This window comes from Frankia sp. AgB1.9 (assembly GCF_016786355.1).
In the GTDB taxonomy this organism is placed as follows: domain Bacteria; phylum Actinomycetota; class Actinomycetes; order Frankiales; family Frankiaceae; genus Pseudofrankia.
On the sequence record NZ_JADWYX010000122.1, the window covers coordinates 14,991 to 28,136 of the forward strand.

The 13,146-nt window shown below is 72.1% G+C and carries 11 protein-coding genes; 8 read left to right on the top strand and 3 right to left on the bottom strand.

The genetic code is table 11. The features are described from left to right. Nucleotides 1-58: 58 nt before the first annotated feature. The 7 genes from I6A60_RS33690 (at nucleotide 59) to I6A60_RS33720 (ending at nucleotide 8,362) form a co-directional block, all read left to right on the top strand. Nucleotides 59-2,848 (top strand): hypothetical protein, encoded by a 2,790-nt coding sequence (locus I6A60_RS33690; RefSeq protein WP_203020553.1) that lies wholly within the window; start codon nucleotides 59-61, stop codon nucleotides 2,846-2,848. A 258-nt stretch (nucleotides 2,849-3,106) separates the two neighbouring features. Continuing rightward, the gene (locus I6A60_RS33695) at nucleotides 3,107-3,640 is read left to right on the top strand and encodes a MerR family transcriptional regulator (RefSeq protein WP_203020552.1); all 534 of its coding nucleotides are present in this window, start codon (nucleotides 3,107-3,109) and stop codon (nucleotides 3,638-3,640) included. Nucleotides 3,641-3,759: 119 nt separating this feature from the next. After that, nucleotides 3,760-4,203: a MerR family transcriptional regulator gene (locus I6A60_RS33700; protein WP_203020550.1), complete on the top strand. Its 444-nt coding sequence runs from the start codon at nucleotides 3,760-3,762 to the stop codon at nucleotides 4,201-4,203. Between the two features lie 501 nt (nucleotides 4,204-4,704). Then, entirely contained in the window at nucleotides 4,705-5,307 is a 603-nt protein-coding gene (locus tag I6A60_RS33705) for an ATP-dependent Clp protease proteolytic subunit (protein ID WP_203020548.1), read from the top strand. A 106-nt stretch (nucleotides 5,308-5,413) separates the two neighbouring features. Beyond that, on the top strand, nucleotides 5,414-5,776 hold the full coding sequence (locus tag I6A60_RS33710; RefSeq protein ID WP_238436804.1) for a cupin domain-containing protein: 363 nt from the start codon (nucleotides 5,414-5,416) through the stop codon (nucleotides 5,774-5,776). A gap of 188 nt (nucleotides 5,777-5,964) precedes the next feature. Next, entirely contained in the window at nucleotides 5,965-6,690 is a 726-nt protein-coding gene (locus I6A60_RS44280) for a helix-turn-helix transcriptional regulator (protein ID WP_203020544.1), read from the top strand. 106 nt (nucleotides 6,691-6,796) lie between these two features. Continuing rightward, nucleotides 6,797-8,362, top strand: coding sequence for a recombinase family protein (locus I6A60_RS33720; RefSeq protein WP_203055785.1), 1,566 nt, complete (start codon nucleotides 6,797-6,799; stop codon nucleotides 8,360-8,362). Between the two features lie 431 nt (nucleotides 8,363-8,793). On the opposite strand, the gene I6A60_RS33725 is transcribed toward I6A60_RS33720, so the two are convergent. Both I6A60_RS33725 and I6A60_RS33730 read right to left on the bottom strand, forming a co-directional pair. Continuing rightward, nucleotides 8,794-10,248 (bottom strand): replication initiator, encoded by a 1,455-nt coding sequence (locus I6A60_RS33725; protein ID WP_307873996.1) that lies wholly within the window; start codon nucleotides 10,246-10,248, stop codon nucleotides 8,794-8,796. A gap of 383 nt (nucleotides 10,249-10,631) precedes the next feature. Next, the gene (locus tag I6A60_RS33730) at nucleotides 10,632-11,111 is read right to left on the bottom strand and encodes a hypothetical protein (RefSeq protein WP_203020538.1); all 480 of its coding nucleotides are present in this window, start codon (nucleotides 11,109-11,111) and stop codon (nucleotides 10,632-10,634) included. A 250-nt stretch (nucleotides 11,112-11,361) separates the two neighbouring features. Between I6A60_RS33730 and I6A60_RS33735 the strand changes: the two genes are divergently transcribed. Further along, nucleotides 11,362-12,792 carry a hypothetical protein gene (locus I6A60_RS33735; RefSeq protein ID WP_307873997.1) on the top strand — a complete coding sequence of 477 codons (1,431 nt, stop codon included), beginning with the start codon at nucleotides 11,362-11,364 and terminating at the stop codon, nucleotides 12,790-12,792. 68 nt (nucleotides 12,793-12,860) lie between these two features. On the opposite strand, the gene I6A60_RS33740 is transcribed toward I6A60_RS33735, so the two are convergent. After that, on the bottom strand, nucleotides 12,861-13,146 hold a 286-nt coding region (locus I6A60_RS33740; protein ID WP_203055786.1), incomplete at its 5' end, for a tetratricopeptide repeat protein.

Genomic DNA, 13,146 nt, shown 5'->3' on the forward strand with positions numbered 1-13,146 from the left:
GGCGCCTGAGCCCGTCGAGGCCGCGTCTTCCGAGACCGCCGCATCTTCCGAGACCGCCGTGACCGAGATCCCGCCGACGCAACCACCTCCGGCTCCACCGGCCAAACCGGCCCGGGCCAGGGCGAGCCGCGCGCGGGCCAAGTCGACGACGAGCCCCGCCGAAGCCGCGGCGACGCAGGCCGCGCCGGCACCGCCGCCCGCCCAGGACACCATGCCGGAACCGGTCGAGACCAGAAGCTCGTCGGTCGGCCCCACCGGCAGCGGCGATCTCGGCGAGTTCCTCCGTTTCCTGATCCCGGACGACCCCACGACGGGGCCGGTCCCGATCCCGCCACCCGCGCCCGACACCGGGCCGATGCTGCTGCCGCCGATCGACGGGCCGTTCGCCACCGTCACGGCGACCGCGCCGACGGCGGTACCCGGCGACGCTCCGACCCGCGCGCAGGCCGCTGGCACCGACACCACGACCAGGCACTACCCGGCCACGGGCGACACGGCCACGGAGATCTCGGACGCGCCGACCTCGGTAAGGGAAGGCGCTGGCGGGGACGCCGACCCCGGTCAGGCCAGCCCGAGCGCTGAGAGCCCCGAAGAGGGCGGCCCCCAGGGGGAACCAAACGCCTTCACGGTCGTCGGGATGCTGCCGGGCCCGGGTCGCCGGCGGTGGGCCTGGGCCCGATGGCTGCGGGTGCGGTGGGCGTGGCTGCTCCTCTGGCCGGTCGCCCTGATCTGGTCGCTGGTGCCTGGCCGGCGCCCGGCGCTGCGCTGGTCGCTGGCCCCGCACACCGAGCCGAGGCCGGAAGGGCCTCGACGGCTGCGCTGGTTCTTCGAGCGCGGCTGGCGACGGTCGCCCCGCTGGTCGCGCCCACCGCGCATGCCGGTCCTGCCGGGCTGGGCCAGGAACCGCGTCGACGTGACGTCGCCCGTGTACGCCGTCGCGTTCTCGCCGGACGCGCGGCGGCTGGCGACGGCGAGCGGCAACGGCGCCGTCCGGCTGTGGAACATCACCGACCCGACCACGCCCCGGGAGCGCTGGACGATCAGGACCCGGTTCGCCGTCGGCCCGGCGGTGGCGTTCTCCCCCGACGGGGCCTGGCTCGCCACCGGCTACGACACCGCGCACGCCGCGCTCTGGCGGATCGACCGGGCGGGGCCGCCCGTGCCGCGGGCGCTGCTCGACCACCCCGGCGGGCTGACCGGCCTGCATTTCTCGGCCGACGGGCGCCGGTTGGTCGGCACGTTCGCCGGCGAGTCCGCCCGGGTCTGGGACGTCAGCGTCCCGAGCCGTCCCCGCGTTCTCGGGCGCGCCGGTGACCGGCGGGCGGCGCGCGGCGCGGCGGCGTTCCCGGACGGCCGCTGGGTCGCGACGGTCGGCGAGCGGGTCGAGTTCTGGGACGTCTCCTCGGCGCCGGTCCGCCGCACGCACCTGACCGCCGGCGAGGGGCCGCTGTTCGGTGTCGCGGTCGCGCCGGACGGCCAGACACTCGCGGTGGGACGCAACGACGGCGCCGTCGACCTCTGGCACACCGTCGACCCGTCGGCGCCGGCGCCACGGGCCTCGATCGACGCGCACTCCGGCTGGGTCACCATGGTCGAGTTCGGCTCGGACGGGCGATGGCTGGCGACCGTCAGCGCCGATCAGGTCGCGCTGTGGGACCTGACCGACCCGACGGTCCCGGTCGGCCGGCTGCGGGCGCGGCTGCCGGTCACCGCGGTGGCCTTCTCCCCGGCCCGCGGGCTGCTCGCCGTCGCGAGCCTGGACGGATCGGTCAACCTGCTGCGCCCGACGGCGCCGATCGAGCTCTCGCCGGCGGAGCCGGACCTCCTGCCGATCAGGCTCGCCGACCCGGACGGTCTCGAGGACCTCCGTGACCCGGCGAACGTGCCCGCGATCCCACTGCCTGGCGAGCGGCCCAGCTCGAAGACCACGGCGCAGGGCGCGGCCTTCGGGGTGCTGTCCATCTGGCTCGGGCTCGCGCTCGCGCTCAGCCCGCATATGACGCTCGTCCAGGCCCTCACGATCGTGATCCCGGCGGCACTCGGCCTGCTCATGGTCATCTTCTGGTGGCCGGCCGTCCTCGGGCCAGATCATGGGGCCACGTCCGAAGACGACAGCCAACCTCCGACCACCGACCTGCCCAGGACGACGAGCCCCGGCCCGGTTTCCAGGACCGGGCCGAGTACCGGGCCGCTTCCGACCGGGGGGCCGGGCACAGGCCCAATCCGGACCACCAGGCCGCTTCCGCCCACCGGGCCTCGTACCGGCCCGCTCCCCCGGACTGGTCCCCGAACGGGCCCGCTCCCGAAGACCAGCCCCCGAACCGGGCCGATCCCGACCACCGGACCGCGGACCGGGCCGATCCCGACCACCGGGCCAAGGACCGGACCGATCCCCACCACTGGACCGAGGACAGGGCCGATTCCCACGACCGGACCGAGGACCGGACCGATCCCCACCACCGGACCGCGGACAGGGCCGATCCCCACGACCGGACCGAGGACCGGACCGATCCCCACGACCGGGCCCAGGACCGGACCGATCCCGACCACCGGACCGCGGACAGGGCCGATCCCGACGACTGGGCCGAGGAGCGGGTCAGCTCCGTACACGGGGCCTCGCACCGGCCCGCTGCCTCAGACCGGGCCGCGGACCGGGCCGCTCTCGACCGGACCGGCGACGAGGCCGCTCCCAGCGGCCGCGCCGAGAACAGGCCCGCGAACCGGTGGGCCCGGGACGGGCGCGGGTCGCGCCGACCGGGTCGCCGGCCCGGCAACGGAACCCGCCACGGGACCGACCGACGGGACGTCCGACGGGGCCGCCTCGGGTGATGGCCCGGCGAACCCTTGAGGCGAACGCTCCGCGCCCCGGTCCAGCACGTCCGATCAACATCCCCCAAACTGGCCGGCCAGCACCCGACCTGCCATTACGCTCGGATCGTTCGTCCGGGACCAGGGCGGGTGTACGAGTTCGACACGCGGCTCACCGGGCACGCCAAGCGGCAGCCGGCCCCGGTCCCGTGAACGCACTGCGTTAAGTTAGAGGGATGAAGCGCCGCAAAGTCCCAGGAGCGGGCCGCCGGCCTTCGACCTACGGATACTCGGCGTGATGGGGGGGCAGCCTTTGTTCACCGTCCGACGGGATACGAGCACGGCCACGCGAGGCGTGGCCGCCGAGACAACACCGGTCCTCCAGATCGGGGACGTCGCCCGCCAGGTTGGGCTGTCGCTGCGCACCGTCCGGTTCTACGAGGAGGCCGGGCTGCTGACCCCGGTCGGGCGGACCCAGGGCGGCTTCCGGCTCTACGACGAGGATGCCCTCGACCGGCTGCTGCTGATCAAGCGGATGAAGCCACTCGGGTTCACTCTCGAGGAGATGCGGTCGCTGCTGGCCGTCCGCGATGAGCTGCGGCTGCCGGGCCTGACCGCCGAGCGCCGGCACGAGCTGCGGGAGCGCCTGCGGACCTGGGCCTCACTGGCCGAGCAGAAGCTCGCCGACCTGCGGGCCCGCGCCGGCATCGCGGCCGACTTCGTCGCCGGCCTGCATGACGACGCGACCCGTGATCCCAGCTCCCCCGCGATCACGCCTCTCCGAGAGGACGACCCCGGCCCCGGCCAGGAACCGGTCACCGAACGGACCTGACCCGGTCCCTCGCGCCACCGACGCGGGCGCACGAGCAGCCAGGCCGGCCGGCCTGGTCGCGGCCGGCCGCGACGCAACAGCACTCATCCGTCCGAGTCCCGCATCGAGTAAGGGTTCAGTTGTCCAACACCCAAAGCATCCCGTCCGCCCCCGGTGCTGGGGGCGAGGTCTACCAGATCGGTGACGTGGCGGACAAGGTCACCCTGTCGCTGCGCACCACCCGCTTCTATGCCGAGGCCGGGATCCTCGCCGCCGTCGGCGAGGACGGGACGGGCACGCCGCTGTACGACGACGAGGCGGTCGACCGGCTGTTGCTCATCAAGAAGATGAAGCCGCTCGGCTTCGCCCTCGAGGAGATGCGAGCACTCATCGACCTGCGCGACGAGGCGACCAGTTCCGACGCCGCACCGGAACGCCGCGCCGAGCTCCTTGAGCGACTGGAGACCTGGATCGCCCTGGGCGAGGAGAAGCTCCGTTCCCTCGAGGAGCAGGTCCGCATCGCCGAGTCGTTCCTGGGCGTCCTGCACGACGACGCCCACCGCGCCCGCCGCGCCGCCGACTAAGGCTGGGGGCCGGAGACGGCGCTCCGCGCCTCCGGCCCCCAGCCTCGGGCGCTGAGCGCCCTCCCAACGTTTGATTAGCTGGACGCGGATGACTTGGGGCTGGTCTCTTCGGTGGTTGGCACCCGTGGTTGCGTTCCAGCAAGTCTGTGGTTGCGTTCCAGCAAGTCTGTGGTTGCGTTCCAGCAAGTTCGTGGTTGCGTTCCAGCAGGGGGGTGCGCCGGCCTTCCGCGCCTCTGGCCTCTTGCCTCGGGCGCTGAGCGCCTCCCGACGCTTAGCTAGCGCCGCATCCTCCAACGAGAGCACCCAGCCGCTCGTACCAAGGTTCGCCTGTCCCAGGTGGGTGCTCTGCTGGCTGCGCTGGCGGGGTTCTGCCGGGGGCAGATCTGCTGGGGGCAGAGGATCGGCCGGAGGGTGGGGTCGGCGGGGGAGGCTGGGCTTACCGGACGGGGCCTTTCTCGCGTAGTTCGCGAGACCCGCCGGGCGCAGCCGCCGGAGGGACAGATGGCCGAGGGGTCGGACGAGTTCGGGTTGGGCCAGCAGGTGTTCCAGCGCCTGCTGCGAGAGCGGATCATCTTCCTCGGCTCCGCCGTCGACGACGAGGTCGCGAACAGGATCTGCGCGCAGTTGCTGCTGCTGGGCGCCGAGGACCCGCGCCGCGACATCTTCCTGTACATCAACTCGCCGGGCGGCGTCGTGACCGCCGGGATGGCGATCTACGACACCATGCAGTACCTGGACAACGACGTCGCGACCGTCGCGCTGGGGCTGTCCGCTTCGATGGGGCAGTTCCTGCTCTGCGCCGGCACGCCGGGCAAGCGGTACGCGCTGCCGCACGCCCGGATCATGATGCACCAGCCGTCCGGCGGCATCGGCGGAACCGCCTCCGACATCGCGATCCAGGTCGAGCAGACGCTGCACACCAAGCGCGTCATCCAGGAGCGCACGGCCTTCCACACCGGCCAGAGCGTCGAGCAGATCGACCGCGACTCGGACCGCGACCGATGGTTCACCGCCGAAGAGGCCAGGGACTACGGCCTCGTCGACGAGGTCGTCGCCTCCGCGCGTGCCGTCCCGTCGGAGTCTCCCTTCGGCTACCGCACCTGACCGGGCCGGGCGAACGGTCTACCTGGTGGTCGCGAGGAGCCAGGATCCGCGACCACCAGGTAGGACTCGATGGGTTCACTCCCGGGGGTCAGCGAAGATGGGGCCTATGCCCACTCTCATCGAGAAGCCGACCATCATCGAAGCAGCCGGCAACCTTCCGAAGATCATCCGGGAGTACGTCGGGCAGGTGAACAGCGGGACGCCCGGCGTGAGCATCGCGCACATGACCGCTCCGGGCGGCTGGGAGGAGCCGGGGCAGCGCCCCGAGTTCGACGAGTACACCGTGGTACTGCGCGGGGTCGTCACCGTCGAGCACGAGGGCGGACGGGTGGAGGTCGGCGCAGGCCAGGCCATCCACACCGCGGCGGGTGAGTGGGTCCGCTACAGCACGCTGGGCGCGGACGGCGCCGACTACATCTCGGTCTGCCTACCCGCGTTCGCGCCCGATACCGCCCACCGGGACGACTGAGCCCGCTCGGACGACCGAGCCGGCCGGACGACCGAACCGGCCGGGGACGCCGAAGTCCGCAGAGACGACCGGACACCGCAGGGACGACCGGGCCCGCTCCTTCCCGAGGTTGGCGGACCGGGCCCGCCCAGCCGGCCTACGATCAGTGTCAAACGGAGGCCCGCGGGCCCGAGCTGGGGAGGCGGCGGATGGCCGAGTCGGGCGAGGCGCCGCCGCTGCTGCGCCGGTTGGTCGGGGACGCACTGCGCGGCTACCGGACGGATCAGGGCCGGACGCTGCGCGACGTCGCCGGCGCCGCTCGGGTGTCCGTGCCCTACCTGTCCGAAGTGGAGCGGGGCCGCAAGGAGGCGTCCTCCGAGGTGCTCGCGGCGGTCTGCAAGGGGCTCGACGTCCGGCTGAGCGACCTGCTCGAGCAGGTCCGCCGCGACCTGCTCGCGCTGGAGACCAGGCGCGACCCGGTGCCCGGCCCGCGTCGGCCGGTCCATGGCCCGAAGGCCCCGGCCCGGGCGGGGGCCGCGGCCGCATCGGCGGCCCCGGGGGCCGCGGCGGCCCGGCCAGCGGCCACGTCGGCGCCGCTGCGCCGGCTGGTCGTGATCGCGCCAGCCAGGTTGACGCCGGCCCAGCTGTCGCGGCCGTCCGAGCCGGGGCCGACCTGTCAGCTCGGCGCGTCACTGCCGATGGCCGGGCCGCGTCACTCGATACGGCCGGGTCGGCATCGTCGCCGGCCAGGCCGCGCCGTCGCCGGCCGGACGGCGTACGCGCCGATCGTCCCCACGACCTCGACGCGGCGCCCGCCCCGCGCCGTCGGACGGTCCACCGGGCCCGGAACGGGCCGGCGATGCCGCGCCGCTCAGGCCTGCCCTGCTGATGGTCTGCCAGTCCGCGGCGTGACCGTGCCACTCTGGCGGAGCTAGTCCCCCCAGAGAGTCTGCCCACGCCACGTCCAGAGCATGATCGCGAGTTTGGCCCTCAAACGGTTGCAGCCAGGCCTATTAGCTCTCTTGGGGACATAATTGATGTATGTCGATTTCCCTTGTGCCGCAGGCTGATCCGTCCGATTCGCCTGATCCGGTGGTGGGTCCTGTGTCGTGGGAGCAGGTGATCCAGCCGCGTACCCGTCGTCTGCTCGCCGAGCTGCTCGCGCGGGACTCTGTGGTGTGTCCGGTGCCGGTGGCGATCTATGCGCGGATTTCGATGGACCGGGACCAGGACGCCCGTGGCGTGGCCCGTCAGATCGACGCCGCCGTGGAGCGGATCTACGGAGAGTCGTCGTGGCGTCTGCCGGCACCGCCGTTCGTCGACAACGACATGTCGGCGTCGAAGGGGTTGGCGCGTCCGGAGTACGGCCGTCTGATGGCAGCGGTCGGGCGTGGTGAGGCGCGGGTGCTGGTCGTGAAGATGACCGGCCGGATGTGGCGTAACCGGAAGGAACGCGCCCAGGGCATGGAGCATCTCGGTAAGCATCTGGTGCGGGTGATCGCGACCGGCGGCCAGGACCTCGACCTCTCCACCTCGTCCGGCCGGGTGATCACCGGGATTTTGGGTGAGCTGGATACGTATGAGACCGAGCAGATGAGCGAGCGTCTACGCGACGAGGCAGTGCAGCGGGCGAAGGACGGCCTACCGGCCGGGCCGCGTTGCTACGGCTACACCGCGGCCAAACAGATCGTCACCGAGGAAGCCGACATCATCCGGGCGTGTATCGACCGGCTGTTGGACCCGCGCCTGGACACCTCGATCCGCGCACTGGTGATCGAGCTTCGCGACGCGGGTGTGCCGACGTCGCGGGGGGCGCAGTGGTCTCCGACGACTCTGCGGGCGATTCTGCGTAACCCGGCGTTGGCGGGGTTGCGGACGTTCAAGGGTGAGGTGGTGGCTCCGGGCCGCTGGGAGCCGATCATCAGCGAGCAGACCCATACCCGCCTGGTCGCCCGCCTGGCCGCCGTGTCGCAGCCGGCGGGCTGGTCCGCCCGGACCAAGCATCTGCTGTCGAATATCGCGACGTGTGGGAAATGCGGTTGTGGGATGCTCGCGTCCCAGGGCAAGACGTATCGCTGCCCGCCGCGTGAGCGTGGTGGCTGTATGGGCGTGGCGCGCAACATGGCCGCGTTGGATGCCTATGTGACCACGATCGTGGTGGATCTGCTCTCGACACCGGAGATCCTCGCCCAGCTTGTTCGCGAGGACATGGCCGACCCTCTGGGCGCCGTCCAGGCCGCCGCCGACGTCGAAACGGCCCAGGCACGGGCGGCAGCGTTGGGCGCCGCCATGGCGGATGACGATCCGGCCGACGAGGTCACCCGGATCATGCGCAAGAACCAGGCCGAAGCGATCCGGATCGCGCTGACAGCGGCGCGGGCCCGTCAGGCCGCCCTGGTCCAGGCGACCGTGTTCGAGGGCCTGAACACGGTCAGCGCCGAGGAGATGGCGGCGCATTGGGAGTCGTTGGCGTTGCAGCGGCGCCGGGCGTTGATCCGCGCCATGGTCACCGTGACCGTGCTACCCGGCACGCGCGGCCGGTCCACCTTCGATCCCACCGCTGTGCGCGTCGAGCGGCGGTCCCGCGTCGAGGCGACGGCGGGGTAGCGGACCGATCAGGTCCCGCACCACGAGCACCACGTCCCGCGCACACGGCGTCGCGGCCAGCTCAGCCGCCCGCGCATGCCCCGCCGCGACCACCGCCGCCAGCCCCGCCGACCGACCGGCCGCCGCCGACACCGGCCGCGCGGCACGTCCATCAGGCCCAGGCCCAGCCGGGCGCAGGCTGGCAGCGCGCCGGCCCGACCGGCCGCGCGGACTACGGTCCGCCGCCGCCGGGGTGGGGGCCCACCCACCCACCCCCGACACGTCCGCCGCCGCAGCGTCGACCGACACCACAGGCACAGGGTCAACAGCAGGAGCGGCACCTACGGTGCTCATCTCCACCACGGCCACCTGCCCGACAGGTCCGCCGGAGCCCGCCGGTTCGAGGTCGAACGGCAGTGCCATCTCCCCCGGCAGCGGACCAGACGCCCGCCTCATGACCCACCACCGGGCACGGGGTCGCGGCCACGCCCGGCGTACCGCCAGGAGCCGAGCACCTCGGTCTGTGGGTCGCCGTCGAGGCGGCCGAACTCATCGACCGCGACAAAGCCGCCCGCTTCGTCGGTGGCGAAGGGACGACCGGACAGGGCCGCCGCGAGCATCCGCGCCCACCGCCGCCGCACCGAGCGCACCGCGCCGAACGTGGTCGAGTACCGCCGACTTTTCGTGATCCAGTGCCCGCCGAACCCAAAACCGTGTGACCAGCGCAGCAGCCCGACCGTCCGGCCCGGAGCACGGCCCGCCGCCGCGTCGAGCGCCTCGGCAAAGGCCCGGTCGGTTCCCAGCCGCCAGCAGGCCTCCACGAGTCGACGTTGGTGATCCCGTAGCCGCAGCCGCCCGAGATGGGCCAGCGAGCGAACCGGGGAGTCCAACAGCCCGCCGTCACTGGTCGACTTGGTCAGGTATTTCGCCAGGTAGTTCGCGACCTTCGCCGCGTCCGTGTCCCCACCCAGCCGGATAGGCCGGACGTCGACTTGTCGGCCCCACCCGACCGCGTACCGGCCATCGGTCGAGGGCTGCACCGGCAGCGCCCCGGCCGTGTCCAGCAGCGCCACCCCGGCAGGGTCGGGAGCATCCACCGCTACCGTCGCGAGCACGTCCCGTAGGCAGTCCGCCACCAGGTCACCGGCCGCCCAGCCGGGAGCCGCCGTCAGCCCGCCGTCCGCGTCCCGTCCATCTACCCGGATGACGACGTGCAGGTGGACCAGGCCCCGGCGCTGCATCTCCGCGACCTTCACGAACGACACCCGCACCTGCCGGCGCAGCCCGGTCACGGTCAGCCCGGCCGCCGAGGCCACCGCGGATTCCAACCGGTCCCGCGTCGCCTTCCACAGCGTCGGCAGCATCGCGTTCCAGACCACGGCCCGGCCGTAGTCGAAACAGCGCGGACAGATCGGTTCCCCGAGCCGCTTGTCATCCGCCGCATGCCGCTGCGTACAAGCCAGCGCGCGGCCATGCTCACAGGTACCGCGACGCTGCCGACACACCTGGCTTTCCGCGCCTTTGCCGGCCCGCCGGGAATGCACCGGCCCGAAACTCGGCGCCGTCAACGTCACGAACCAGGCAGGACACCCCGCAAAGCCCGCACCGTCGTCCGAGCCAATGCCCTGGACCACGATGCGTCGCGCGTCACGTTGATAAAGTCGGCTGCAATCCGGGCACGCCGACGCGCGCCGGTTGTTGCAGCGCACATGCACTGTCGCGGGGACTGGTACGCGGCGGATCTCGCCCGTCGCCACGTCCACATGATCTGACCGGCCCGCCAGCCGTACCGGCCGTACGCAGCCACCTGCTTTGGAAACCACGGCGTCCGCCACCGGACACGCTCCCACCCAGGAGAGCAAGCCCAGCCGCGCACCTGGACCACCCACAGCAGCGCACAGCCCCACACCCCACGGGACAGAACACCGCGAGGCGCCATCAGCGCACGGTGTCAGAACACCGCACGCGGGCAGCGAACAACCACAGGTGGAACAAGGTAAAGAAAGGCGCGGCTGTGACTTGCGCAGCCACCCACCCCACGGTGTGGAGTGGGTGCGCCCGGGATACCCACCGCCAGAAGAAAGCGGAGGGTCACGCCAAGCGCTAGGTGGTGTCCCCGTCAAGCCAGTGCAGCCCTATGGCCGAAATGTTTGAGTTATGCGTCGGCTTGACCATGGCGAACACCCGAACCGGAGTCAGGGCAAAATTTGGGTTTGTTTATGGCTTCCGCCAGTCGGCCAACACCCACAATACCCCGCCAGACCACGGCCTGTCCCCGAAATACCACCCGTCAGGCCGCCTCGGAGACCGCCGGCCGTTGCCCGCTCCCCGTCGCGAACGCCGACACCTCCCACACCACCAGATACAGCCACCCACCATCCAGCCGCGCCCGCACGTCATGACGCACCGCCGGGCGCGACCGGCGCATCGGCGGACGCCCCGCACACACCACCGGCCCGACCACCCCCGCCCGACCGGCCGCAAGCACACCCCCGAACGCGAGCGCGACCGCCGTCCAGACCGCCGGAACCTCTACCGGCCACACCGCCGCCGGGCCCACCTCCGGATGCGCCCCGGCCAGCTCCAACGCGCACCGCACCAGCAACCGGCGAGGCACCAACACCGCACCGGGCTTCGCGGCCGAGCCCGACAGCACCGACGCGAGCGACCGCGACAGCACCAGCCCGTCGTGTCCCAGCGGTGTAAGAGCCGGCAACTCCACCGATACGCCCCTACCACCGATCCACTCGATCAACGCCGTCGTCACCATGCCTCCACCCGCCGGGCCCAGGCCCGCGTCACGCGAACCCCTGTCAGGCCGACACCGGCCGAGGGAACTACGCCCACCCGACCGGCACCGACACCCCGACGGTCGGTGCCCACACGAACGCCGCCAGTGACCAGAAGCCGGGCTCTCCGTGGCGATTACGAACCGGGCGACGACGGCGGCACTCTGGGCCGCTTCGTGACACTTCGGGCCACTTGCGCACAGCCCGAGGAGCGCCACTGACAGACAGTCCGTGACGCGCGACGATCAGGAACAGCCCGCCGCGCCCGCCGGAGACGCCATGACCCCCAGCGCCACCCCACGCACCCACCTCGCCGCGCTCCTGATGGAACGCGGGTGGAGCGCGAGCCGCTTCTGCCGCATCTACCAGAAGACCGCCCAAGACCTACAGGTCGGTAGCGGCTACCTCGCCGAACGCACCGCCAAACGCTGGATCCTCGGAGAAGTCACCACCCCACGAGCGCCCGCACCCGCCGTCCTGCACACCCTGTTCGGCACCGACGTCGCCACCCTGTTCGGACCGCCGATCCCGCAGCCGCCGCGTGACGCGCCCCTCACGGATATCGGGACACTGGCTCCCACCCGCCGCGCGAGTGACCATGGACATACACCCGCCGGGCCGGACCAGGAGGTGAGTACCTCGCGCCGCCGCGACCTACTGAACGCCGGCATCGTCCTCACCGCCACCGGCGCCGCACTCGGCCCCGCGCAACGCGCAGCAAAGATCTCCCGCGCCATCACCGCCGCCAGGCCCGACCCCCTCACACTCGCCGAACTCCAACACGGCGTGCAACGACTCACCACGCTCTACCCGACCACCCCGTTCGGGGCACTGGTCGAGCCGATCGAACGCGCCTGGGACGACGCCGAAGCACTCCTCGAAACCCGCGTATCCGGCACCGCCCGACGAGACCTCGAACTCGTCGCCGGCCAATACGCCTGGTACCGAGGACAACTCGCCTTCGACATGGCCGACGACCAGACCGCGCTGACGTTCCTCGTCCTCGCCGCCCAACACGCCGAAGCCGCCGGAGACACCCTCCTCGCAGGCTCCGTCGCGGTCATACGGTCAGCGCTCACATTCTTCGCCGGAGATTTCCGCGGCGCGGCCACCATCGCCCGCCGAGGCCAACCAGACGCCCACCCCTACGTCGCGCCCGTACTCGCAGGCTGCCTCGCCCGCGCACTCGCCCAGACCGGCGACTCCCACGGCGCCCACACCGCCTTGCACACCATGCAGGACACGGTCTGGACCGCCAGCCCGCTCCCAGGGCCGAGTATCGGCGACGCCGAATTCTGCGCGCACTTCACCGCCGTCACCTACACCTATCTCAACCAAGGCGAGGACGCGGAGCCGATTACGCGCCAGGCCCTCAGTCTCTTGGACGGGACCGGCCGCCACCACGACATCGCGGGTATGCAACTCGCGCTCGCCCGGTCGCTCATTCGCAGACAGACACCCGAGCCCGAACAAGCCGCACTCGCCGTCTCCGCAGCTCTCACCGCCGCCGCCGGCAACGACCACGGAAGCACGACCGACCGCGCCGCCGGCATCTACCGCACCCTCACCGCCCGGCAGCAATGGGCACAGCTCCCAGCCGTCCGCGACCTCCGCGACCAGCTACCCGACCGACGCGCACTCAGCCCAAGCGCCGCCATCTAAGCATCGATCTAGGGAGCGACCCGCGACTGGCGCGCGAGAACTCGGTTCGTTTCTCGCGCGCGACGCCATCACCCTCCTCCAACACCATGGCGGGCAGTGGGGGCGTCCCGTGCACGGTCTAGGTTCGCGCGAAACATCGCCAACCAAGGGTGTCCCGGGTCCAGCACCCGTTGCGCGACGGTGAGGGTCTGTTCGTACAGGCCGATGGCCTGATCCACCCGCCCCGCCGCCTGGTAGGCGCAGGCGAGGTTGTTCCGCGAGGTCAGCGTGGAAGGGTGCTCCGCGCCGAGGAGCCGCTCGCGGTCGGTCAGGGTCTGCTCGTACAGGCCGATGGCCTGCTCCACCCGCCCCGCC